At 56.2% G+C, this 24,141-nt stretch carries 16 protein-coding genes, 1 tRNA gene and 3 rRNA genes; 8 read left to right on the forward strand and 12 right to left on the reverse strand.

Annotated elements, in window-relative coordinates:
* Window positions 1-30: 30 nt before the first annotated feature.
* The 4 genes from rrf to AC6I8V_RS20065 form a co-directional block, all read right to left on the reverse strand.
* Window positions 31-146, reverse strand: a 5S ribosomal RNA gene (gene rrf, locus AC6I8V_RS20050).
* 103 nt (window positions 147-249) lie between these two features.
* A 23S ribosomal RNA gene (locus AC6I8V_RS20055) occupies window positions 250-3,154 on the reverse strand.
* Between the two features lie 216 nt (window positions 3,155-3,370).
* Window positions 3,371-3,446, reverse strand: a tRNA-Glu gene (locus AC6I8V_RS20060).
* Window positions 3,447-3,530: 84 nt separating this feature from the next.
* Window positions 3,531-5,072: ribosomal RNA gene (locus AC6I8V_RS20065) — 16S ribosomal RNA — on the reverse strand.
* The 16S, 23S and 5S rRNA genes sit together here with 1 tRNA gene alongside, the layout of an rRNA operon.
* 528 nt (window positions 5,073-5,600) lie before the next feature.
* Between AC6I8V_RS20065 and mdtD the strand changes: the two genes are divergently transcribed.
* Window positions 5,601-7,004, forward strand: a complete 1,404-nt coding sequence (gene mdtD, locus AC6I8V_RS20070) for a multidrug transporter subunit MdtD (protein ID WP_497843906.1) — start codon at window positions 5,601-5,603, stop codon at window positions 7,002-7,004.
* Here mdtD and rbsR read toward each other — a convergent pair.
* The 7 genes from rbsR to AC6I8V_RS20105 form a co-directional block, all read right to left on the reverse strand.
* Window positions 7,001-7,993, reverse strand: a complete 993-nt coding sequence (gene rbsR / locus AC6I8V_RS20075) for a ribose operon transcriptional repressor RbsR (RefSeq protein WP_497843907.1) — start codon at window positions 7,991-7,993, stop codon at window positions 7,001-7,003. The two genes, mdtD and rbsR, sit on opposite strands and share 4 nt — an antisense overlap.
* A 4-nt stretch (window positions 7,994-7,997) precedes the next feature.
* On the reverse strand, window positions 7,998-8,927 hold the full coding sequence (gene rbsK / locus AC6I8V_RS20080; protein ID WP_497843908.1) for a ribokinase: 930 nt from the start codon (window positions 8,925-8,927) through the stop codon (window positions 7,998-8,000).
* Between the two features lie 63 nt (window positions 8,928-8,990).
* Complete coding sequence (gene rbsB / locus AC6I8V_RS20085) at window positions 8,991-9,866, reverse strand: ribose ABC transporter substrate-binding protein RbsB (RefSeq protein WP_497843910.1); 876 nt, start codon at window positions 9,864-9,866, stop codon at window positions 8,991-8,993.
* Between the two features lie 26 nt (window positions 9,867-9,892).
* Entirely contained in the window at window positions 9,893-10,864 is a 972-nt protein-coding gene (gene rbsC / locus AC6I8V_RS20090; RefSeq protein ID WP_497843911.1) for a ribose ABC transporter permease, read from the reverse strand.
* Window positions 10,861-12,369, reverse strand: a complete 1,509-nt coding sequence (gene rbsA, locus AC6I8V_RS20095; protein ID WP_497843912.1) for a ribose ABC transporter ATP-binding protein RbsA — start codon at window positions 12,367-12,369, stop codon at window positions 10,861-10,863. Before rbsA ends, rbsC begins: the two co-directional genes overlap by 4 nt.
* A 7-nt stretch (window positions 12,370-12,376) precedes the next feature.
* The gene (gene rbsD, locus AC6I8V_RS20100; RefSeq protein WP_497843913.1) at window positions 12,377-12,796 is read right to left on the reverse strand and encodes a D-ribose pyranase; all 420 of its coding nucleotides are present in this window, start codon (window positions 12,794-12,796) and stop codon (window positions 12,377-12,379) included.
* 169 nt (window positions 12,797-12,965) lie between these two features.
* A complete protein-coding gene (locus AC6I8V_RS20105) occupies window positions 12,966-13,361 on the reverse strand; it encodes a YgiW/YdeI family stress tolerance OB fold protein (protein ID WP_497843914.1) in 396 nt (131 codons plus the stop codon).
* A 182-nt stretch (window positions 13,362-13,543) separates the two neighbouring features.
* On the opposite strand from AC6I8V_RS20105, the gene qseB reads away from it, so the two are divergent.
* Both qseB and qseC read left to right on the forward strand, forming a co-directional pair.
* Complete coding sequence (gene qseB / locus AC6I8V_RS20110) at window positions 13,544-14,206, forward strand: quorum sensing response regulator transcription factor QseB (protein WP_497843915.1); 663 nt, start codon at window positions 13,544-13,546, stop codon at window positions 14,204-14,206.
* Window positions 14,203-15,534 carry a quorum sensing histidine kinase QseC gene (gene qseC / locus AC6I8V_RS20115; protein ID WP_497843916.1) on the forward strand — a complete coding sequence of 444 codons (1,332 nt, stop codon included), beginning with the start codon at window positions 14,203-14,205 and terminating at the stop codon, window positions 15,532-15,534. The genes qseB and qseC overlap by 4 nt, the downstream gene beginning before the upstream one ends.
* 17 nt (window positions 15,535-15,551) lie before the next feature.
* Here the strand turns inward: qseC and kup are convergent, their stop codons facing one another.
* Entirely contained in the window at window positions 15,552-17,420 is a 1,869-nt protein-coding gene (kup, locus tag AC6I8V_RS20120; RefSeq protein ID WP_497843917.1) for a low affinity potassium transporter Kup, read from the reverse strand.
* A 300-nt stretch (window positions 17,421-17,720) separates the two neighbouring features.
* Here kup and ravA point away from each other — a divergent pair, with 300 nt between their 5' ends.
* The 5 genes from ravA (at window position 17,721) to mioC (ending at window position 24,024) form a co-directional block, all read left to right on the forward strand.
* On the forward strand, window positions 17,721-19,217 hold the full coding sequence (ravA, locus tag AC6I8V_RS20125) for an ATPase RavA (protein WP_497843918.1): 1,497 nt from the start codon (window positions 17,721-17,723) through the stop codon (window positions 19,215-19,217).
* The gene (viaA, locus tag AC6I8V_RS20130; RefSeq protein ID WP_497843919.1) at window positions 19,214-20,671 is read left to right on the forward strand and encodes an ATPase RavA stimulator ViaA; all 1,458 of its coding nucleotides are present in this window, start codon (window positions 19,214-19,216) and stop codon (window positions 20,669-20,671) included. Before ravA ends, viaA begins: the two co-directional genes overlap by 4 nt.
* 64 nt (window positions 20,672-20,735) lie before the next feature.
* Complete coding sequence (gene ovoA / locus AC6I8V_RS20135; protein ID WP_497845894.1) at window positions 20,736-22,862, forward strand: 5-histidylcysteine sulfoxide synthase; 2,127 nt, start codon at window positions 20,736-20,738, stop codon at window positions 22,860-22,862.
* A 104-nt stretch (window positions 22,863-22,966) separates the two neighbouring features.
* On the forward strand, window positions 22,967-23,428 hold the full coding sequence (gene asnC / locus AC6I8V_RS20140) for a transcriptional regulator AsnC (RefSeq protein ID WP_013511092.1): 462 nt from the start codon (window positions 22,967-22,969) through the stop codon (window positions 23,426-23,428).
* A gap of 155 nt (window positions 23,429-23,583) precedes the next feature.
* The gene (mioC, locus tag AC6I8V_RS20145; protein ID WP_497843920.1) at window positions 23,584-24,024 is read left to right on the forward strand and encodes an FMN-binding protein MioC; all 441 of its coding nucleotides are present in this window, start codon (window positions 23,584-23,586) and stop codon (window positions 24,022-24,024) included.
* The last annotated feature ends 117 nt before the right edge of the window (window positions 24,025-24,141 follow it).

Consider the following 24,141-nt stretch of genomic DNA (forward strand, 5'->3'; position numbering starts at 1 on the left):
TTGCGTTCAGGGCTTTTCCACTTAATTGATGCCTGGCAGTTCCCTACTCTCGCATGGGGAGACCCCACACTACCATCGGCGCTACGGCGTTTCACTTCTGAGTTCGGCATGGGGTCAGGTGGGACCACCGCGCTACAGCCGCCAGGCAAATTCTGTTATCCGCACCGCCCTCTCAGGCCATGCGAACCAATCCGTTTGAACTAAGCTGAAAATTCTCTGGTCTCTCAACCAAAACGCCTCTGGCGTTGTAAGGTTAAGCCTCACGGGTCATTAGTACCGGTTAGCTCAATGCATCGCTGCACTTACACATCCGGCCTATCAACGTCGTCGTCTTCAACGTCCCTTCAGGACTCTCAAGGAGTCAGGGAGAACTCATCTCGGGGCAAGTTTCGTGCTTAGATGCTTTCAGCACTTATCTCTTCCGCACTTAGCTACCGGGCAATGCCATTGGCATGACAACCCGAACACCAGTGGTGCGTTCACTCCGGTCCTCTCGTACTAGGAGCAACCCCCCTCAATTCTCCAGCGCCCACGGCAGATAGGGACCGAACTGTCTCACGACGTTCTAAACCCAGCTCGCGTACCACTTTAAACGGCGAACAGCCGTACCCTTGGGACCTACTTCAGCCCCAGGATGTGATGAGCCGACATCGAGGTGCCAAACACCGCCGTCGATATGAACTCTTGGGCGGTATCAGCCTGTTATCCCCGGAGTACCTTTTATCCGTTGAGCGATGGCCCTTCCATTCAGAACCACCGGATCACTATGACCTGCTTTCGCACCTGCTCGAGCCGTCACTCTCGCAGTCAAGCTGGCTTATGCCATTGCACTAACCTCCTGATGTCCGACCAGGATTAGCCAACCTTCGTGCTCCTCCGTTACGCTTTGGGAGGAGACCGCCCCAGTCAAACTACCCACCAGACACTGTCCGCAGCCCGGATCACGGGCCTACGTTAGAACATCAAACATTAAAGGGTGGTATTTCAAGGTTGGCTCCACGCAGACTGGCGTCCACGCTTCAAAGCCTCCCACCTATCCTACACATCAAGGCTCAATGTTCAGTGTCAAGCTATAGTAAAGGTTCACGGGGTCTTTCCGTCTTGCCGCGGGTACACTGCATCTTCACAGCGATTTCAATTTCACTGAGTCTCGGGTGGAGACAGCCTGGCCATCATTACGCCATTCGTGCAGGTCGGAACTTACCCGACAAGGAATTTCGCTACCTTAGGACCGTTATAGTTACGGCCGCCGTTTACCGGGGCTTCGATCAAGAGCTTCTCCTTACGGATAACCCCATCAATTAACCTTCCGGCACCGGGCAGGCGTCACACCGTATACGTCCACTTTCGTGTTTGCACAGTGCTGTGTTTTTAATAAACAGTTGCAGCCAGCTGGTATCTTCGACTGGCTTCAGCTCCGGGAGCAAGTCCCTTCACCTACGCGCCAGCGTGCCTTCTCCCGAAGTTACGGCACCATTTTGCCTAGTTCCTTCACCCGAGTTCTCTCAAGCGCCTTGGTATTCTCTACCTGACCACCTGTGTCGGTTTGGGGTACGATTTCGTGTTACCTGGAGCTTAGAGGCTTTTCCTGGAAGCAGGGCATCAGTTACTTCACCACCGTAGTGGCTCGTCATCACGCCTCAGCGTTAAAGTGCACCGGATTTGCCTGGAGCACACGCCTACACGCTTAAACCGGGACAACCGTCGCCCGGATAACCTAGCCTTCTCCGTCCCCCCTTCGCAGTAACACCAAGTGCAGGAATATTAACCTGCTTCCCATCGACTACGCTTTTCAGCCTCGCCTTAGGGGTCGACTCACCCTGCCCCGATTAACGTTGGACAGGAACCCTTGGTCTTCCGGCGAGCGGGCTTTTCACCCGCTTTATCGTTACTTATGTCAGCATTCGCACTTCTGATACCTCCAGCAGACCTCACAGTCCACCTTCGACGGCTTACAGAACGCTCCCCTACCCAACAACACATAGTGTCGCTGCCGCAGCTTCGGTGCATGGTTTAGCCCCGTTACATCTTCCGCGCAGGCCGACTCGACCAGTGAGCTATTACGCTTTCTTTAAATGATGGCTGCTTCTAAGCCAACATCCTGGCTGTCTGTGCCTTCCCACATCGTTTCCCACTTAACCATGACTTTGGGACCTTAGCTGGCGGTCTGGGTTGTTTCCCTCTTCACGACGGACGTTAGCACCCGCCGTGTGTCTCCCGTGATAACATTCTCCGGTATTCGCAGTTTGCATCGGGTTGGTAAGCCGGGATGGCCCCCTAGCCGAAACAGTGCTCTACCCCCGGAGATGAGTTCACGAGGCGCTACCTAAATAGCTTTCGGGGAGAACCAGCTATCTCCCGGTTTGATTGGCCTTTCACCCCCAGCCACAAGTCATCCGCTAATTTTTCAACATTAGTCGGTTCGGTCCTCCAGTTAGTGTTACCCAACCTTCAACCTGCCCATGGCTAGATCACCGGGTTTCGGGTCTATACCCTGCAACTTAACGCCCAATTAAGACTCGGTTTCCCTGCGGCTCCCCTATACGGTTAACCTTGCTACAGAATATAAGTCGCTGACCCATTATACAAAAGGTACGCAGTCACCTAACAAGTAGGCTCCCACTGCTTGTACGTACACGGTTTCAGGTTCTGTTTCACTCCCCTCGCCGGGGTTCTTTTCGCCTTTCCCTCACGGTACTGGTTCACTATCGGTCAGTCAGGAGTATTTAGCCTTGGAGGATGGTCCCCCCATATTCAGACAGGATACCACGTGTCCCGCCCTACTCATCGAACTCACAGTAAGTGCATTTTTGTGTACGGGAGTATCACCCTGTACCCTGCGACTTTCCAGACGCTTCCACTAATGCACAAACTGATTCAGGTTCTGGGCTGTTCCCCGTTCGCTCGCCGCTACTGGGGGAATCTCGGTTGATTTCTTTTCCTCGGGGTACTTAGATGTTTCAGTTCCCCCGGTTCGCCTCGTTAACCTATGTATTCAGTTAACGATGATGCACTGAGTGCACCGGGTTTCCCCATTCGGACATCGCCGGCTATAGCGGTTCATATCACCTTACCGGCGCTTTACGCAGATTAGCACGTCCTTCATCGCCTCTGACTGCCAGGGCATCCACCGTGTACGCTTAGTCGCTTAACCTCACAACCCACAGGCGTTTTGCAACGCGTGCAGACTGCAAGCATTTGAGAGACTCGAACGCGCCGTGCTGTATTCCTTATTACGGAGGAATACGACTGCGCGTCGTTTCAAATTTTCAGCTTGTTCCGGATTGTTAAAGAGCAAATACTTCGCAGCATGCTGAATCAGCATACTCTGAAGTATCGTGGGTAACGCCTTTCACTCATTACCAGCAAGTGGCGTCCCCTAGGGGATTCGAACCCCTGTTACCGCCGTGAAAGGGCGGTGTCCTGGGCCTCTAGACGAAGGGGACACAGGGGTGTCGTCGTCAAGACGGCTTGCTCATGACTATTATCAGACAATCTGTGTGAGCACTTCGAAGGAAGGTATCTTCAGGTAAGGAGGTGATCCAACCGCAGGTTCCCCTACGGTTACCTTGTTACGACTTCACCCCAGTCATGAATCACAAAGTGGTAAGCGCCCTCCCGAAGGTTAAGCTACCTACTTCTTTTGCAACCCACTCCCATGGTGTGACGGGCGGTGTGTACAAGGCCCGGGAACGTATTCACCGTAGCATTCTGATCTACGATTACTAGCGATTCCGACTTCACGGAGTCGAGTTGCAGACTCCGATCCGGACTACGACGCACTTTATGAGGTCCGCTTGCTCTCGCGAGGTCGCTTCTCTTTGTATGCGCCATTGTAGCACGTGTGTAGCCCTGGCCGTAAGGGCCATGATGACTTGACGTCATCCCCACCTTCCTCCGGTTTATCACCGGCAGTCTCCTTTGAGTTCCCGACCGAATCGCTGGCAACAAAGGATAAGGGTTGCGCTCGTTGCGGGACTTAACCCAACATTTCACAACACGAGCTGACGACAGCCATGCAGCACCTGTCTCACGGTTCCCGAAGGCACTAAGGCATCTCTGCCGAATTCCGTGGATGTCAAGGCCAGGTAAGGTTCTTCGCGTTGCATCGAATTAAACCACATGCTCCACCGCTTGTGCGGGCCCCCGTCAATTCATTTGAGTTTTAACCTTGCGGCCGTACTCCCCAGGCGGTCGACTTAACGCGTTAGCTCCGGAAGCCACTCCTCAAGGGAACAACCTCCAAGTCGACATCGTTTACGGCGTGGACTACCAGGGTATCTAATCCTGTTTGCTCCCCACGCTTTCGCACCTGAGCGTCAGTCTTTGTCCAGGGGGCCGCCTTCGCCACCGGTATTCCTCCAGATCTCTACGCATTTCACCGCTACACCTGGAATTCTACCCCCCTCTACAAGACTCTAGCCTGCCAGTTTCGAATGCAGTTCCCAGGTTAAGCCCGGGGATTTCACATCCGACTTGACAGACCGCCTGCGTGCGCTTTACGCCCAGTAATTCCGATTAACGCTTGCACCCTCCGTATTACCGCGGCTGCTGGCACGGAGTTAGCCGGTGCTTCTTCTGCGGGTAACGTCAATGCTGATGGTTATTAACCATCAACCCTTCCTCCCCGCTGAAAGTACTTTACAACCCGAAGGCCTTCTTCATACACGCGGCATGGCTGCATCAGGCTTGCGCCCATTGTGCAATATTCCCCACTGCTGCCTCCCGTAGGAGTCTGGACCGTGTCTCAGTTCCAGTGTGGCTGGTCATCCTCTCAGACCAGCTAGGGATCGTCGCCTAGGTGAGCCGTTACCCCACCTACTAGCTAATCCCATCTGGGTTCATCCGATGGTGTGAGGCCCGAAGGTCCCCCACTTTGGTCTTGCGACGTTATGCGGTATTAGCTACCGTTTCCAGTAGTTATCCCCCTCCATCGGGCAGATCCCCAGACATTACTCACCCGTCCGCCACTCGTCACCCAAGGAGCAAGCTCCTCTGTGCTACCGTTCGACTTGCATGTGTTAGGCCTGCCGCCAGCGTTCAATCTGAGCCATGATCAAACTCTTCAATTTAAGTTTGATGCTCAAAGAATTAAACTTCGTAATGAATTACGTGTTCACTCTTGAGACTTGATATTTTTTAAGTCCGTAGACTTTTGATATCAATCCTGCGAGTGCCCACACAGATTGTCTGATAAATTGTTAAAGAGCAGTGCGACCAGTGCTTTACGCTGCTGTCGCGAGGTGGCGTATATTACGCTTTCCTCCTTCAGAGTCAATCACTTTTTTCGGCGATTTTCTCTGGCGGGATGAATCACTTCGTCCCTCGCTGACCGTCTGCGTTGCCGCTTTCCCGTGTCAGTGGAGGCGCATTATAGGGAGTTAATTCTGACTGACAAGCATTTCCTGAATAAAATTAACTGAACGCTAGTTTTTTATACTAACGCGCTAAAAACAGGCATTTAACGGTGAAGAATCAGCCAGAATCACGCTTTGCGCGGCACAAATCATCGTAATGCCACGTTATGCCAGTGCTATCCTGTTTGTCCAAACGCAGTTTTCTTCTGCTGCACGCAGAATTTTATAAAAGAAGGACTTTAAATGATTCGCTCCGCGCGCAGTATGGCCGGTTTGCCCTGGATCGCGGCAATGGCATTTTTCATGCAATCGCTCGATGCCACCATCCTGAATACCGCGCTCCCTGCCATCGCTACCAGTCTTGAACGTTCCCCCCTTGCCATGCAATCTGCCGTTATCAGCTACACGCTCACTGTCGCAATGTTGATTCCCGTCAGCGGCTGGCTGGCCGATCGCTTCGGCACACGCAGAATCTTCATTCTTGCCGTTTCGCTGTTCACGCTGGGTTCACTGGCCTGTGCCTTATCAGGCAGCCTGAGTATGCTGGTGACGTCGCGTGTGATTCAGGGCATTGGTGGCGCGATGATGATGCCGGTGGCGCGTCTGGCCCTGCTACGGGCGTATCCGCGTAGCGAGCTGCTGCCGGTACTCAACTTCGTCACCATGCCCGGACTGGTTGGGCCGATTCTCGGGCCAATGCTGGGCGGCTTACTGGTCACCTATGCCAGCTGGCACTGGATTTTCCTGATTAACATTCCCATCGGCCTGCTCGGCATCTTCTATGCGCGTAAATATATGCCGGATTTCACCACGCCCAAACGCCGCTTCGACTTCGGCGGTTTTGTGCTGTTCGGTTTTGGTCTGGTATTGATCTCCATCGGTATTGAGCTGTTTGGCGAGCGCATCGTGTCGCCGTGGCAGGCAACCGGTGTGTTGCTGGCAGGGGTGCTGTTGTTGCTTCTCTATATAGTACATGCGCGCCGCCATCCGGCACCGTTGATCAACCTGCCAATGTTTAAGACCCGCACCTTTTCCATCGGCATCATTGGCAATATCGCCTCACGCCTCGGTACGGGGTGTATTCCGTTCCTGATGCCGCTGATGTTGCAGGTAGGATTTGGCTACCCGGCGATTATTGCGGGTTGCATGATGGGACCGACCGCCATTGGTTCACTGCTGGCGAAATCCACCGTGACCCAGGTGCTGCGTCGCTTCGGTTATCGCCATACGCTTGTCGGCATCACCATTATCATCGGCATCCTGATTGCAACCTTCTCACTGCAATCACCGGGTGAAAGCGTGTTATGGCTGCTGGTGGCGCTGTTTGTACTGGGTATGGCGATGTCGACACAGTTCACGGCGATGAACACCATCACCCTGGCGGATTTGAATGATGAGAATGCCAGCGGCGGCAACAGCGTACTGGCCGTCACCCAGCAGCTATCAATCAGCTTTGGCGTAGCAGTCAGCGCGGCGGTGCTGCGCTTCTATCAGGATTTTGATGGCACCACGGTGCAGCATTTTCACGCCACCTTCCTGACGATGGGAGTGGTGACCGTGCTGTCCGCGTTTGCCTTTATGCTGCTGCGTAACGGCGATGGTCGTCATTTGATCACCAACCGCGATAAAAAGAAGAAAGCCGCTTAAACCGAACCGCGTTCCACCAGCTCCGGCGTCAGAACCAGCGTTTGCTGGCTGGCGTCGGGGTCGCTCATGCGATGAATCAGCGTATCAATCGCCAGCTCGCCCAGTTCATCTTTTGGCTGATGGATGGTACTCAGCGGCGGCGTCAGATAGCGCGCCAACTCGATATTATCGTACCCCATCACCGCAATATCCTGCGGTACGCGCAGGCCAGCCTGAAACAGCGCGTGGTAAACGCCAACGGCCATCGCATCATTGCTGGTAAATACCGCTTCCGGTAACGGATGCAGCGTCAGCAGCTGGTTCATGGCATTAAAGCCGCCCTGAAACTCAAAATCGCTATCAACCACATAGCCCGGCAGCACCGGCAATCCGCTGTTGGCCATTGCCTTGTGGAAACCTTCCAGACGCAGCTGCGCCGGGGTTTTATCCAGCGGCCCGGCGATACAGGCGATGCGGCGATAGCCACGATCGATCAGATGCTGCGTCGCCATCTCACCGCCTAACAGCGCGTTATCCTGAATAATGTCGCCGCGTCCTTCAAACGGCGCCCAGTCCATCATCACCATCGGAATCGACGGGTAGCGATTAAGGATATCCGCCGAGGGCAGATGGGTTTCCGTACACATTATCAGCAAGCCATCCACGCGTTTTTGCAGCAACGTTTCCAGGCTGCGGTTCATGCGTTCCTCATCCCCTTCGGTATTACACAGGATCAGGCTATAACCACGCTCATAGCAGCTGTTCTCCACGCCTCGCACCACTTCAGAATAGAAGGGGTTGCTGCTGGCGGTCAGTAACATGCCGATGGTGCGTGTCTGATTGATTTTCAGGCTGCGCGCCAGGGCTGAAGGAGCGTAGTTCAGGGTGCGGATAGCCAGCTCCACCTTTTCGCGCACCTGCTCGCTGACAAAGCGATTGTTATTAATGACGTGCGAAACGGTGGAGGTGGAGACGCCCGCCAGGCGGGCGACATCTTTCATGGTAGCCAAGCGCTTAACCCTGTTGTTGCAGGAAGGCGTCGATCTCGGTGCGCCACGGTACCGAGGGCTGTGCGCCAGGGCGCGTAACCGCAATCGCCGCTGCCGCATGGGCGAAACGCACGGCATCGTGCATCGGTACATCTTCCAGACGCGCGGTAATAAAGGCGCCATTGAAGGTATCGCCTGCGGCGATGGTGTCGACCGCCTGCACGCTGAAACCCGGAATACGCACGCCGTTACCCTGCTCGCTCAACCAGACGCCACGACGTCCCAGCGTAATCAGCACGGTTTGAATACCTTTCGCATGTAGCGCCGCCGCCGCACGCGCCGCATCTTCATCACTTTTCACCGCAATGCCGGTCAGAATCTCCGCCTCGGTTTCATTCGGCGTGATGATATCAATCAGCGCCAGCAGCTCATCGGAAAGATGGGTGGCCGGTGCCGGATTAAGGATCACCTGCGTCTGCTGCGCTTTGGCCACTTTCGCCGCCGCCAGTACGCTCTCCAGCGGGGACTCCAGCTGCATCAGCAGCGCATCGGCGTCGGCAATCACCTGCTGATGACGCGCCACACAGGCTGGCGTCAACGCCGCGTTGGCGCCGGAATAGATGCCGATGTTGTTTTCACCTTCGCCATTCACGAAGATCATCGCCACCCCGGTGGCTTCATCCGCTACGGTCTCTACCGGGGCGGTATCGATACGGTCCTGCTGCAACTGCTGACGGATACGTTCACCAATATCATCGGCACCCACGCAGGCGATAAAAGCGATATCGGCACCGGCACGTCCGGCCGCCACCGCCTGATTAGCCCCTTTGCCGCCAAAGGCAATCTGATACTGTTTTCCGATCACCGTTTCACCCGGACGTGGAAAGTGGGCGAGGTTGAGGATGTGATCGGCATTGATGCTGCCGAGTACGGCCAGTTTTGCGCTTTTGCTCATAGGGAGTGATCCAGAAAAAGTGCGCCACCGACGGTGGCGCGTTGCCCTGCTTTTCTTTACGAGTTATTTGGTAACCAGTTTCAGATCGACCGGATTGATCGCCTGCACTTTTTCACCCTTCAATACTTTATCCGCCGTGTCTACGCCGATGACGCCAATTTTGTCAGGCATCTGCGCCACGGTCGCGGTCAGTTTACCAGCTTCAACCGCTTTCACACCGTCAGCGGTGCCGTCAAAGCCAACCACGAGCACGTCAGTTTTGCCAGCGGTTTGCAGCGCGCGCAGTGCACCCAGCGCCATTTCGTCGTTCTGTGCGAACACTGCCTGCACATCCGGATGCGCCTGCAACAGGTTCTGCATCACGTTCAGGCCTTTGGTGCGATCAAAGTCAGCCGGCTGGCTGGCCAGGATATTGAATTTGTGTGCATCGGCAGCCTGTTTGAAACCTTCGCCACGCTCACGCGCCGCTGACGTACCGGCAATGCCCTGTAGTTCGATGATTTTCGCACCGTCACCCAGTTTACGGGCAATGAAGTCACCTGCCATTTTGCCGCCGAAACGGTTGTCAGAAGCCACATGGCTCACCACGGTGCCCTGTGCCGCGACGCGGTCAAGCGTGATCACCGGAATCTTCGCCTGGTTAGCCATCTTCACGGCGTTGCCCACGGCGTCGGAGTCTGTCGGGTTGATCAGCAGCAGCTTAGTGCCACGTACGGTGAGGTCCTGCACGTTAGCCAGTTCTTTTGCCGGGTTGTTCTGTGAATCCAGTACCACCAGGTTATAACCCAGCTTGTCTGCTTCTTTCTGTGCGCCATCTTTCAGCGAAACAAAGAACGGGTTATTCAGCGTCGATACCACCAGAGCGATAGTATCTTTCGCCATCGCGCTGGCACTCAGAGTGGCGCCAAGAATGACGGCCAATGCGGTTAACTTTTTCATTATTGCATCCTGTGTGAAGGTCAGAGTTATTTGCTGCTTTTGTTATCCACCAGCACTGCCAGCAGAATTACCACTGCTTTTACAATCATTTGATAGTAAGAGGAGACGCCCAACAGATTGAGACCGTTATTGAGGAAACCGAGGATCAGCGCCCCAATCAGCGTACCCATAATGCGACCTTTACCCCCTGAGAGGCTGGTACCGCCCAGCACCACGGCAGCAATCGCATCCAGTTCATAACCGGTGCCCGCCGTCGGCTGTGCTGAGGACAGACGCGCCACCTCAATGGTGCCCGCCAGCGCTGCTAACATGCCGCACAGTGAATAGACGATGATTTTGACGCGATTAACGTTGATGCCTGACAGGCGCGTCGCCGCTTCGTTACCGCCGAGCGCGTAGATATAACGACCGAGGCGGGTGTGATGCAGCATGTACCAGGCAAGCCCGAAGACCACCGCTATCAACCATACCGGAGTCGGAATGCCCAGCGGACGGCCAATACCGAACCAGCCAAACAGATCGGCGTTGGCGCTAAAGCCGGTGTTGATCGGGCTACCGTCGGTGTACACCATGGTGACGCCGCGCAGCAGCAGCATCATCACCAGCGTGGCGATAAACGCCTGCACTTTGCCGCGCGCCACAATGGTGCCAGTGATGCCGCCAATCAGCGCCCCAAGGGCCAGCGAAGCCGCCACGGCCACCAGCGCATTCACTTCCAGGCCGACGATCGACGCCGCGACCGCACCGGTCAGCGCCAGCAGCGATCCCACGGAAAGATCGATGCCCGACGTGAGAATCACCAACGTCATGCCCACCGCCATAATGGCGTTGACCGAGGTCTGTTGCAGGATGTTGAACAGGTTGGCGACGGTGAAGAAATTCGGGCTCATGCTGGCGACCACGACAATCAGCACAATCAGCGCGATCAGCGATTTCTGCTCCAGCAACCAGGCTTTGCTGAACCAGCGACGGCTGGCGGGTAAGGTTTGGGTACTCATACAACTAACTCCTCGCTGTGTTTCTTACCGACTGCCGCCGCCATCAGGGATTCCTGGGTAGCCTGCTCACGGGAAAATTCGCCACTCAGATGGCCTTCATGCATCACCAGAATGCGGTCACTCATGCCAAGCACTTCCGGCATTTCTGACGACACCAGGATGATGCTCAACCCATCGGCTTTAAACTGGTTAATTAACTGATAAATTTCTTTTTTCGCGCCGACGTCGACACCGCGCGTCGGCTCATCAAGGATCAGCACATTCGGACGGGTCATCAGGCCACGGGCAATTGCCACTTTCTGCTGATTGCCGCCGGAGAGCAGGCCAATCGGCTGTTCCATCGATGGCGTTTTCACGTTAAACAGACGAATAAAATCGCCCACCGCCAGCTGTTCTTCCGCATGTTTCAGGCTGCCATTGCCGCGGCTGAAATAGCGCAACGCGGTCAGCGACATGTTCTCTTTCACCGACATCCCCAGTACCAGACCATCGCGTTTGCGGTCTTCGGAGATATAGACGATGCCGTTTGCCAGCCCGTCCTGCGGCGCGCGCGTCACCACATCGCGACCATCAAGCGTTACCTTGCCAGCGCTGCGCGGCAGCGCGCCGTACAGCAGCTTCATCAGTTCGGTACGACCCGCGCCCATCAGGCCAGACACGCCGAGGATTTCACCTTTGCGCAGGGTAAAGCTGACATCATGCACGCCCGGCCCGCTCAGGTTAGCCACCTGCAAACGGACTGCGCCTGCGGGCTGCTCCAGATGCGGATATTGATCTTCCAGTTTGCGGCCGACCATCATCTCAATCAGGCTCTCTTCACTCAGCTCGCTGACCGGACGTTCGGCAATAAACTGACCGTCGCGGAACACCGTGACGTCATCGCAAATCTCAAAGATCTCTTTCATACGATGCGAGATATAGACGATGCCGCAGCCCTGTGCTTTCAGCTCATTGATAACACGGAACAGCGACAGAGTTTCGGTATCGGTCAGCGCATCGGTCGGCTCATCCATAATGATGACGCGCGACTCAAAGCTGAGCACTTTGGCGATTTCCACCATCTGCTGGTCACCAATCGACAAGTCGCCCACCAGCTTATGGCTGTTAAAACGCAGGTTCAGGCGCTGCAACAGCGCATCCGCCTCGGCATACATCTTTTTCCATTCGATGCGGCCAAAGCGGTTAACAAATTCGCGGCCAAGGAAGATGTTCTCCGCCACCGTCAGTTGCGGGATCAGGTTCAGTTCCTGGTGAATAATGCCGATGCCCGCTTCCTGCGAAGATTTCGGGCCGGAAAACGTGGTTTCCTTGCCCAGCCAGTGCAGCGAACCGGCATCCATGCTGTAAATACCGGTCAGCACCTTCATCATGGTGGATTTACCGGCGCCGTTTTCTCCCACCAGCGCCATCACACGGCCCGGCCAGACAGACAGCGATGCGCCCTTCAGCGCTTTCACACCGGGAAATGACTTTTCAATCCCTTTGAGTTGCAGTAACGGTTGCATAGCGACCTCAGAAGGTAACGCCCGCGCTCAGGATGACATTCGCATACGGAGAGCACTCTCCGCTGCGAATGACCGCCTGACTACGCTGAGTCTGTTGTTTGAACTGTTCATGACTGGTGTAACTAAGGGTGATGATATTTCCCTGGTGCTGTTGCAAGGCTTCGAGCACAGCGAGCAGTGCACTGTGGAGCTGCGGATTGTGTTGCTTAATCTCCTCCGCCATCAGAGCGCTTTCGACCTGCATCTCCTGGGTGATTACCTCAACAACCTGTAAAAATTCGGGCGTACCCGGCGTCAGCGCCAGATCGATTCGCTGCGGACCCGATGGAATCGGCAGGCCAGCATCAGCAATCGTCAGCGTATCCGTGTGTCCCAGACGGGCAATCACATGAGAGATTTCAGCGTTTAACAAGCGACCTTTTTTCATTTCTTCCACTCCACAGCGAAACGTTTCGCTGACCGGAGTGTATAAAATGTGCAGCGCAACTCAATGGCGACATCACGGAAATGTGATCGCCATCGAAACGTTTCGCTCGTGCCAGCGGAAATTTGAGTTTGGCAGAAAAAAGAGCCGCAGCTGCGGCTCAGGTGGGAGGTTAAGGTAACTTTCTGACCTGTTTAACATCCAGCTCAATGGCGTTGAGGTCTTTGTCCAGTTTGCCGGTCAGTTCTACGCTATCTTTCGGCGAAACCGTCTGGCCGTCCCAGCGCTTGTGGTCGATTTCGACCTTCATCGTGCCGGTATCGTCGCGAAACAGGTAATCTTCTTTGCCGATCTGCTTATCCAGATGGCCACGCACGGTGATCCAGCTGTCATCCTTCATCGCTTCGGCCTGCTTCACCGTCACGACGCTGCTGCTATCAGCCTGAAAACCGCCTGCACTGGCCTGATGGGTTGGCGCATTAGGGTCAACAAATCCGCCCTGCTGTGCTGCCAGCACCGGTGTGGAAGCCAGCGCAACGATGGCTAACAATGCGGCATGTTTTTTCATCTTAATCACCTCTTTTCCATGAATGTGCGGGATACGCTGGCTATTGCACCATAAGGTTCTTAACAGGATCTTAAGCGCGATCAATAGATTAAAATTCATGAAAAATAGGTCAAATGACGCGATTTCTCCTGTACATGAACGCTTCTGCTTCGTATAACTCCAGGCTAAAGGGAGGGCAAAATATGCGGATATTGTTGATTGAGGATGACACGCTGATTGGCGATGGACTGAAAGTGGGTCTGACCAAACTCGGTTTCAGCGTGGACTGGTTTGTCTCCGGCAATGCGGGTTTTCAGGCGCTGGCTTCCGCGCCCTGGGATGCGGTGGTGCTCGACTTATCGCTGCCGGAACGCGACGGGCTGGATATTCTGCGCCAGTGGCGTCAGCAGGGGCATGATGTGCCGATATTGATCCTCACCGCACGCGATGCACTCGATCAGCGGGTGCAGGGTTTGCAGCTGGGCGCGGATGATTATCTCTGCAAACCCTTTGCTTTGACGGAGGTGGCGGCGCGTTTGCAGGCGCTGATTCGCCGTCGTCACGGCCAGCTGCAACCCGAGCTGCGCCACGGCAAGGTCGTGATGTCACCGGCCAGCCATAGCGTGTTATGTGACGGCGAGCCGGTCAGTCTCACCAGCCGTGAGCTGGCGCTGCTGGAGCTGTTTCTGCGCAATGCGGGACGCGTGCTGACGCGCAGCCAGCTGGAAGAAAAGCTCTATAGCTGGGATGCCGATGTCTCCAGCAATGCGGTAGAAGTGCACATCCATCATCTGCGCAAAAAACTCGGCAGCCCGTTTATCCGCACCGTTCACGGCATTGGCTACACGCTGGGAGCGGCAGAATGAGCCTGTTTCTGCGCCTCGCCATCGGTTTTGTCCTGCTGATTATGCTGTGCTGGGGCAGCGCCAGCCTCAGCGCCTGGCACCATACGCGTGAAACCGTCAATGAACTGTTCGATACCCAGCAAATGCTGTTCGCCAAACGTCTGCTGGCGCTGGACCCCGCCACGCTCCACGAACCCGCCTTGCCGAAAACTAAAGCGCTATTGCGTCATCATCGGGGTAAACAGGACGATGACGCGCTGGCCTTTGCCATTTTCAACGCCGCAGGCCAGCCGTTGCTGAATGACGGCGAAAACGGCCGCAATCTGCCGTTTGACGCTACACGCGATGGTTTTCGCGATAGGCATCTGCGCGATGACGATGATCGCTGGCGTTTGCTGTGGCTGACCTCCGCGGATAAGCGCTATCGCGTCGTGGTCGGCCAGGAGTGGGACTATCGCGATGATATGACGCGTGATTTGGCGCTAAGCAGCATTGTCCCCTGGCTGATCGCGCTGCCCTTTATGCTGGTGCTGCTGCTGGCGCTGGTGTGGTTTGAACTGCGTCCGCTGAAGCGCCTTACCCACTCGCTCCACCAGCGGGCAGCCGATGATGCCACGCCGCTGCCGCTGGCGCGCCTGCCGAAAGAGGTGAAACCGCTGGTGCTGGCATTGAACGGCCTGTTCACACGCATGGCGGAGCTGGTGCAGCGCGAACGCCGTTTTACCTCGGATGCCGCCCATGAACTGCGCAGCCCACTGGCGGCACTGCGGGTGCAGAGTGAAGTGATTCAGCTGGCGGAAGACGACGAGCCGATGCGCAAACGCGCGCTTCAGCAATTGGATGTCGGGATAGTGCGCGCCACGCGGCTGGTGGATCAATTGCTGACGCTGTCGCGCGTGGAAGCCGATGACCTGCGCAACGAGTTCCAGCCGGTCGCGCTGGCTCCGTTGCTGCAAAGCTTGCTGGCGGAACATTTCCCCCAGGCCGAGCAACAGCACATCCATCTGCAACTCAACGCGCGGGCGCAACCGCTGATGAACGGTCATCCACTGCTGTTGTCGTTGATGGTGCGTAATTTGCTGGACAACGCATTGCGTTATTCCCCGCCTGACGGCGAAGTGGAGGTCAATCTGGCGGCCCGCGAGCTGACGCTGGCTAACCAGGCGCCCCACCTTACCGCAGCCGATATAGCCCGGCTGGGCGAGCGCTTCTGGCGACCACCGGGGCAAACGCAGACCGGCAGCGGGTTAGGGTTATCAATTGTGAAGAATATCGCGCAGTTACATGGCATTCGCGTGGCGTTCAGCCAGCCTGATGCCGGAGGGCTGCGCGTCACGCTAAGCTGGTAGCGGACGCGCAGGGTGGATCAGATCTCGACCTGGGTTCCCAGTTCAATCACCCGGTTAGGCGGGATTTCAAACTGATCCGGCGCGCGCAGCGCATTGCGTTGCAGCGCGAGGAACAACTTGCCACGCAGACGCAGATACCACGGACGATCGCCAATAATCAGCGATTCATGCGACATAAAGAACGAGGTTTCCATCATGCGGCAGTTAAGCCCTTCCAGCCCGCAGCGGTGGAAAATCTCTTCCACGTTAGGGGTTTCGCGCCAGCCGTAGCTGGCTACCACTCGCCAGAAGGTCGGCGACAGCTGCTCAATCGTCACGCGACGTACGTTGTGCACATAAGGCGCATCTTCGGTGCGCAGCGTCAGCAGCACCACGCGCTCGTGCAGCACCTTGTTGTGCTTGAGGTTATGCAGCATGGCAAACGGGATCACATTCAGCGCGCGCGACATATAGACCGCGGTGCCCGGCACGCGTACCGGTGGCGATTTCTCCAGCGAGGCGATCATCGCCTCAAGGGAGTTGCCGTGCTCATGCATACGCCGCAGCAGGCGGAAACGCTCGCTTTTCCAGGTGGTCATGATGATAAACATCACCAGCGCGAGGCACAGCGGCAACCAGCCGCCGGAGAAGATTTTCACCAGGTTCGCCGAGAACAGCGACACGTCGATACACAGCAGCGAGACCAGAATCAAACTGACGGCAATCTTGTTCCAGTGCCAGTTTTTGATCGCCACGGTGCAGGACAGAATGGTGGTCAGCACCATGGTGCCGGTTACGGCAATACCGTAGGCCGCCGCGAGGTTGCTGGAGTGCTGGAAGCTGATGATGACAATCAGTACCGCGAAATAAAGCACCCAGTTGATCACCGGCACGTAGATCTGGCCGGACTCCATCTCCGAGGTATGAATAATGCGCATCGGCGGCAGATAGCCCAGACGCACTGCCTGACGCGTCAGCGAGAACACGCCGGAAATCACCGCCTGCGAGGCAATCACCGTTGCCAGCGTCGCGAGGATCAGCAGCGGAATCAGCGCCCAGTCGGGTGCCAGCAGGAAGAACGGGTTTTTGATCGCTTCAGGATGGGCCAGCAGCAGCGCGCCCTGACCAAAGTAGTTCAGCACCAGCGACGGCAGCACCACCAGGAACCACGCCACGCGAATCGGCAGCTTACCGAAGTGGCCCATATCGGCATACAGGGCTTCAACCCCGGTGATAGACAGCACCACGGCACCCAGCGCGAAGAATGAGATGGTTTTGTAGTGCACAAAGAAGTTCACCGCGTGAGACGGATTGAGCGCCTGCAACACGTCCGGGTTTTTGATAATGCTACTGGCGCCAAGCACCGCCAGAACGATAAACCACAGCAACATCACCGGGGCAAACAGCTTGCCGACAATGCCGGTGCCGTGCTTTTGGATCATGAACAGCAGCGTCAGCACGGTAATCGATAAGGGGACAATCCAGGGATCGAGCGACGGCGCAGCAATCTCCAGACCTTCAATCGCCGACATCACCGAGATCGCCGGGGTGATCACCACCTCACCGTAGAAGAAGCTGCCGCCAATTAACCCCATGATCACCAGAATCGCGGTGGCTCTGGCCCCCGTATTGCGGCCCGCCAGCGACATCAGCGTCAAAATCCCGCCTTCACCGGCGTTATCCGCGCGCATGACGTAACTGATGTATTTCAGCGATACCACCAGGATCAGCAGCCAGAAAATCAGCGAGAGAAAACCGAATACCGCTTCGCGTTCCACACCAAAGCCAAACTGGCCGGAGAGACATTCACGCAAGGTATAGAGTGGGCTGGTACCAATATCGCCATACACCACACCAATGGCGGCCAGCGTGACTGCGCCAAGGGACTGCTTTTTTTCCGAGCTCATAGAATTATCTTTTGTTGGAGTCGATCAGGCGGTTGCCGACCGCTCAGGCCATCAAAAAGCGCACAGTATGCACATATTCCCAAAAAAACCTACCCTTACAAACATACAACATGACGGAAACCGGGCGATTTTTCGCCGAAAATACCGGCAAAAATGCGCTGAAACAGGCGAGTAGCCTCGGCTCAACCTTCTGAAACAAAAAAGCTGACGGCTATCAACGCTTTCACGCATGATAATCAGTAGAGTAATGCGCTCGCCAGAATGTGACGGCACCAGGATCAGAAGGACAATGATGTGATTATGGCTCAACCCCATCTTTTGGCAGAAAGAATTTCTCGCCTGAGCAACGCTTTGGAAAAAGGGTTGTACGAACGGCATCATGCGATCCGTCTCTGCCTGCTGGCCGCCCTGAGTGGCGAAAGCGTGTTTTTGCTCGGGCCGCCAGGCATCGCCAAAAGCCTGATTGCCCGCCGCCTGAAGTACGCTTTCCAACATGCCCGCGCCTTTGAATACCTGATGACGCGTTTCTCCACGCCCGAAGAAGTATTTGGTCCCCTTTCAATCCAGGCATTAAAAGATGAAGGCCGCTATCAGCGTCTGACCAAAGGCTATCTGCCGGATGCCGAAATCGTCTTTCTCGATGAGATCTGGAAAGCCGGTCCGGCGATTCTGAATACCTTGCTCACCGCCATCAACGAACGTCGTTTCCGCAATGGCGACAGCGAAGACAAGATTCCGATGCGTCTGCTGGTGACGGCCTCCAACGAACTGCCGGAAGCGGACAGCGGGCTGGAAGCCCTGTATGACCGTATGTTGATTCGTCTGTGGCTGGATAACGTGCACGAAAAGCAGAACTTCCGCAGCATGTTGACCCACCAGCAGGATGAAAGCGTCAATCCGGTGGCCGAGTCGTTGTGCATCAGCGATGAAGAGTATCACCAGTGGCAGAAAGGCATCAGCCAGGTCAGCCTGCCGGACCATGTGTTTGAGCTGATTTATCAACTGCGCCAGCAGCTGGAAAATCTCGCCGACGCCCCTTACATCTCCGATCGTCGCTGGAAGAAAGCCATCCATCTTCTCCAGGCCAGCGCCTTTTACAGTGGTCGCGTGTCGATTGCGCCGCTGGATCTGATCCTGCTGAAGGATTGTCTGTGGCACGATGTCACCTCGATGAAACTGCTCGATCGTGAAATTGATGCGCTGATGACGCAACACGCCTGGCAGCAGCAGCCGATGCTGATGAAGCTGCAACAGATCAAAGCGCGCCGCCTGGCGCTGCAACAGCAGCAGAGCGTGGCCCAGGCGCTGACGCTGGAGAAACACAGCGGCATGTTCAGCCGCAAACCCCATTACGAATTACCGGCAGCAGTCAGCGAAGAACAGCTGACGCTGATGCTGCAACAACCATTGATGCTGCATGATATGCAGGTCAGCCATGTGCTGGTGGGACGTGAAGCGCTGAATCAGTGGCTGCTGAAAGGCGGCGAAATTCGCGGCAAACTGAATGGCATCGGTTTTGGCCAGACGCTCGATCTGCTGGTGGATGCGCAGCATTGCCTGGCGTTGCGTGACGTCAGTTTGCAGGCAACGCGCCTGACGCTGCCCGGCGTCAGCAGCAACAATGAAGTGCCGCAGGAGATTATCGAAGAGTTTGATGCGCTGGAGACCCAGCTGCGCGCGCAGCGTACCCTGTTCAGCCAGCATCAGCGCTGCCTGTTTATCAGCGATGACTGGCTGGCCCGCATTGAAACCAGCCTACAGGATGTCGCGGAACAGCTGAAACAGGCGCGAAAATGATTTCGCTGGAGGCGCTGAGCACGCTACTGTCGATTGGTGAATCCGAACTGATCGAAGAGTTAATTCTGGTGCTGCTCGCCTCGCCGCAGCTGGCGATGTTCTTTGAGAAATTTCCCCGCCTGAAACAGGCCATGCTGCGCGAATTGCCGCGCTGGCGCTCTGAAATCGCTGAACAGATGAAAAACACCGCAGTGCCCGAGGCGCTGGCGCAGGAGTTTCAGCTTTTTCAGCAGGCGCAGCTGCTTAGCCTGCATGAGTTCAGCCGCCAGTTGCCTGAGATTATCTCTCAGCTAAAAAGCCTGCCGTCTCCCTTTATCGAAGAAGCCAGCAAACTGCTGCTGCATACCGATGCTGACCTCAGCAACGCCCAGCACACTCTGTTCCTGCAACGCTGGCGGCTCAGCCTGACGCTGCAAACCCTGACGCTTAACCAGCAGCTGCTGGAGCAGCAGCGCGAGCGTCTGATGGCGGAACTTCAGCAGCGCATGGCGCTAAGCGGGCAGCTGGCGCCGATTCTGAGCGATGATGATGAAGCCGCTGCCGGCAGACTGTGGGATATGAGTAAGGCTCCGCTTCAGCACGGTGATTATGAACTGATCGTGCAGTACGGCGATTTTCTCGCTCAGCAACCGGAGCTGATGAAGCTGGCTCAGCAATTGGGCCGCAGCCGCGAGGCGAAATCGGTGCCGTCGCAGGATGCGCCGCTGGAAGAGTTCCACCAGCTGGTGCGCGAACCGGATAACGTGCCGGAAGAGGTGAGCGGCATCCACCAGAGCGATGACGTGCTGCGTCTGCTGCCGCCGGAACTGGCGACGCTCAGCATCAGCGAACTGGAGCTGGAGTTTTATCGTCGTCTGGTGGAAAAACGCCTGCTCACTTACCGTTTGCAGGGCGATGCCTGGCACGAAAAAGTCACGCTGCGTCCGGTTAGCCATCAGCAGCATGAAGAACAACCGCGCGGCCCGTTTATTGTCTGCGTTGATACCTCCGGCTCAATGGGCGGCTTTAATGAACGCTGCGCCAAAGCCTTCTGCCTTGCCCTGCTGAAGGTGGCGCTGGCGGATAAACGTCGCTGCTACATTATGCTGTTTGCCCATGAAGTCATTGGCTATGAGCTGACTGCCGATAGCGGTATTGAGCAGGCGGTGCGTTTCCTCAGCCAGCGTTTTCGCGGCGGCACCGATCTGGCAGCCTGTCTGGCGGCGGTGGTGGCGCGGATGGAAGGGAGCCTGTGGCAGGAAGCGGATGCGGTGATCGTCTCCGATTTTATCGCCCAGCGTTTGCCTGAGGAGGTTATCAACGCCGTTAAACAGCGTCAGCGCCATTATCAGCAGCGCTTCCACGCCGTGGCGATGTCGGCCCATGGCAAGCCTGGCATTCTGCGTATCTTCGATCATATCTGGCGCTTCGACACCGGCCTGAAAAGCCGTCTGCTGCGCCGCTGGAAGCGCTAATTCATATTACGGAAATGCTTATTTGCTATAGTGATGAGTTATCTCACCGAGCAAACTGGAGCACATCGTGACCACCACCTTACCGACTCCGACCCGCACGCTGCGGCTCTCCGGCCAGCATCCACAACAAAAACGCGACGAGCTGCTGGCGTACTTTCTGCAAACCTGGAACCTGTATGAAAGCCTGTTCGATTGCCTCGCTGACGAACGCGCCTGGTTCAATAAAGCCATTTCGCTGCGCCATCCGCTGATCTTCTATTTTGGCCACACCGCCACTTTCTATATTAATAAGCTGATGGCGGGTCGTTATCTGGATCAGCGCGTTGACGATCGTATAGAAGCGATGATGGCGATCGGCGTCGACGAGATGAGCTGGGACGATCTTAACGACAGCCACTACGCCTGGCCGACGGTGGCCGAAGTACGCGACTATCGCGGCAAGGTAAAAAGCCTGGTCAGTGAATTTATTCAGCAGATGCCGCTGGAATTGCCGATCGACTGGGACAGCCCGGCGTGGGTGATTCTGATGGGGATCGAACATGAGCGCATCCATCTGGAAACCTCCAGCGTGCTGATACGCCAGTTGCCGATTGAGTGGGTGCAACCTCAGCCGCACTGGCCGGTCTGCCCGCAGGCGCGCCACGATCGCCTCGCCGTGCCCGCCAACGCGCTGATCGCCATGCCCGGTGGCCGCATACAGCAGGGCAAAAGTGACGATACCTACGGCTGGGATAACGAATACGGTAGCAAGCAGACCGAGCTGAAACCTTTTAAAGCCAGCAAGATGCTGGTCAGCAACGCGGAATATTATGCCTTCGTGGCGGCGGGAGGTTATCAGGACCGCCGCTGGTGGGATGATGAAGGCTGGGGCTGGTGTGAATTTGCCGCAGCGCAGATGCCCACCTTCTGGGTCGGCGACATTCAGCAACCCGATCAGCTAAAACTGCGTCTGATGACCGAAGAAGTCGCGATGCCGTGGGACTGGCCCGCCGAGGTCAATCAGCTGGAAGCGGCGGCGTTCTGCCGCTGGCTGGCCACGGAGAGCGGAAAATCCATCCAGCTGCCGTGCGAAGCTGAGTGGGTTCAGCTGCGCGAGCAGGTGAGCGGCGATCAGCCTGACTGGATCGACGCGCCGGGCAATATCAACCTGGCGTACTGGGCTTCCTCCTGCCCGGTCGACCGTTTCGCCCAGGGCGAGTTTTTCGATATCGTCGGCAACGTCTGGCAGTGGACCACCACCCCCACCAACGGCTTCGAGGGCTTCCGGGTCCATCCGCTGTATGACGACTTCTCCACGCCGACCTTTGATGGCAAACATGCGCTGATCAAAGGCGGCAGCTGGATCTCCACCGGCAACGAAGCATTGAAATCGTCACGCTACGCCTTCCGCCGCCACTTCTTCCAGCACGCCGGTTTCCGCTATGTGGTCTCCTCGCATGAAGAGACCATGGCGCTCAACCCGTATGAAACCGACGGCATGGTGTCGCAGTACCTCGATTTTCAGTACGGGCCGTCCTACTTCGGCGTAGAGAATTACGCGCAAAACCTGGTTTCCCTGCTGCTGCCGCACTGCGCGCAACGCGGTCAGGCGCTGGATATCGGCTGTGCCACCGGCCGCGCCAGCTTCGAACTGGCGCGCCATTTTGATCAGGTGGTCGGAATGGATTACTCGGCGCGCTTTATCGATGTGGCGATCCAGCTGACCTCCGGTGAGGATTTCCGCTACGTGGTGCCGGAAGAGGGCGAGCTGGTGGAGTATCGCCAGGTGCGTCTGAAAGATGTCGGAATCAGCGACGCACAGGCGCAGCGTATCCAGTTTGTGCAGGGCGATGCCTGCAACCTGAAGCCAGCGCCGGATCGTTACGATCTGGTGCTGGCGTCGAATCTGCTGGATCGCCTGCGTCAGCCGAAACGCTTTCTACAGGATATCGCGCCGATGATCCGCGCCGGCGGCCTGCTGGTGCTCTCCTCACCTTATACCTGGCTGGAAGATTTTACGCCGAAGGAGAACTGGCTGGGGGGCGTGCGCGAAAACGGCGAGGCGCTGACCACCAGGCAGGCGCTGCAACGTCTGCTGCGCGATGAGTTTGAGGAGATTGGCGCACCGCAGGATGTTCCTTTCGTGATCCGTGAAACCGCGCGCAAGTTCCAGCACACGCTGGCGCAGGTCACTCTGTGGCGTAAGCGTTAAAAGCGTGCAGACAGCGGCAGCCCCGCTGTCTGCGCCTTGCCTGCTCCGCCATTTTGCTGCACATTCTCCTCTGTTCACTGAAGACGAGTTTAAGAGGTAAGGATATGGCGGAACATGTGCAACTGGATAACCTTGATCGCGGCATTCTGAATGCGCTGCTGGAAAACGCGCGTACTGCCTACGCCGAACTCGCCAAACAGTTCAATGTCAGCCCCGGTACTATCCACGTTCGCGTCGAGAAGATGCGTCAGGCGGGTATCATTCTGGGTACGCGGGTGGAGATCGATCCGCGTCAGCTTGGTTTCGATGTCTGCTGCTTTATCGGCATTATCCTGAAAAGCGCCCGCGACTATCCTGCGGCACTGAGCAAACTGGAAGCGCTGGATGAAGTGGTGGAAGCCTGGTACACCACCGGCCACTACAGCATCTTTATTAAGGTGATGTGCCGCTCAATTGATGCGCTCCAGCAGGTGCTGATCAACAAGATCCAGACCATCGACGAAATCCAGTCCACTGAGACCCTGATCTCACTGCAAAACCCGATCATGCGTACCATTAAGCCATGATCCCCTTCGTTGTTGTGCACAAACTTATCCCAGGCCGATCGCGCCAGGGATAAGGCTTGTCGCCGGATGCTTTCTGCTATTAACCCTGTTGTCCACAGGTGGATCACGGCTTGATCACAGCGTACAATGCTCGCCTTTGAGTTCCGGAGAGCATCATGGCCGATATTACGTTAATCAGTGGCAGTACCCTTGGCAGCGCCGAATATGTCGCCGAACATCTGGAAGAAAAACTGCAGGAAGCAGGCTTCTCAACCGAGATGCTGCATGGGCCGGAGCTGGATGAAGTGCCGCAGGAAGGTATCTGGCTGGTGGTGACCTCAACGCACGGTGCGGGCGAGCTGCCTGATAACCTGCTGCCATTCTATGAAGCATTAAAAGAGACTCAGCCCGATCTCTCTGCGGTGCGTTATGGTGCGGTGGGCATCGGCAACCATGAATATGATCTGTTTTGTGGCGCGATCAAGCTGCTGGAAGATCAACTGAACCAGCTGGGCGCGCAACGAATTGGCGATCGCCTTGAGATCGACGTGCTGGAACATGAGATTCCGGAAGATCCGGCCGAAGTGTGGGTGGCGAGCTGGAAAACCCAGCTGTAAGACGATCCTGGCCGGTTGGGGATCGTGAAATCAGGTCGATCCCCAGTTTATTCATCTGTTTTATGCTTTTTATTTCGCGATCCTCTGTGGATAACATCACCTGAATCATGCGTATAA

It is taken from the genome of Pantoea sp. X-Soil-TKNS-1207 (genome assembly GCF_059730485.1).

Bases quoted from the DNA above. Each gene is read 5' to 3' on its own strand.
- rbsK (WP_497843908.1), bottom strand. From the start codon at position 8,927: ATGAGCAAAAGCGCAAAACTGGCCGTACTCGGCAGCATCAATGCCGAT.
- kup (WP_497843917.1), bottom strand. From the start codon at position 17,420: ATGAGCTCGGAAAAAAAGCAGTCCCTTGGCGCAGTCACGCTGGCCGCC.
- ravA (WP_497843918.1), top strand. From the start codon at position 17,721: ATGGCTCAACCCCATCTTTTGGCAGAAAGAATTTCTCGCCTGAGCAAC.
- rbsA (WP_497843912.1), bottom strand. From the start codon at position 12,369: ATGCAACCGTTACTGCAACTCAAAGGGATTGAAAAGTCATTTCCCGGT.
- rbsB (WP_497843910.1), bottom strand. From the start codon at position 9,866: ATGAAAAAGTTAACCGCATTGGCCGTCATTCTTGGCGCCACTCTGAGT.
- AC6I8V_RS20105 (WP_497843914.1), bottom strand. From the start codon at position 13,361: ATGAAAAAACATGCCGCATTGTTAGCCATCGTTGCGCTGGCTTCCACA.
- mioC (WP_497843920.1), top strand. From the start codon at position 23,584: ATGGCCGATATTACGTTAATCAGTGGCAGTACCCTTGGCAGCGCCGAA.
- asnC (WP_013511092.1), top strand. From the start codon at position 22,967: ATGGCGGAACATGTGCAACTGGATAACCTTGATCGCGGCATTCTGAAT.
- viaA (WP_497843919.1), top strand. From the start codon at position 19,214: ATGATTTCGCTGGAGGCGCTGAGCACGCTACTGTCGATTGGTGAATCC.
- qseC (WP_497843916.1), top strand. From the start codon at position 14,203: ATGAGCCTGTTTCTGCGCCTCGCCATCGGTTTTGTCCTGCTGATTATG.
- mdtD (WP_497843906.1), top strand. From the start codon at position 5,601: ATGATTCGCTCCGCGCGCAGTATGGCCGGTTTGCCCTGGATCGCGGCA.
- qseB (WP_497843915.1), top strand. From the start codon at position 13,544: ATGCGGATATTGTTGATTGAGGATGACACGCTGATTGGCGATGGACTG.
- rbsD (WP_497843913.1), bottom strand. From the start codon at position 12,796: ATGAAAAAAGGTCGCTTGTTAAACGCTGAAATCTCTCATGTGATTGCC.
- rbsC (WP_497843911.1), bottom strand. From the start codon at position 10,864: ATGAGTACCCAAACCTTACCCGCCAGCCGTCGCTGGTTCAGCAAAGCC.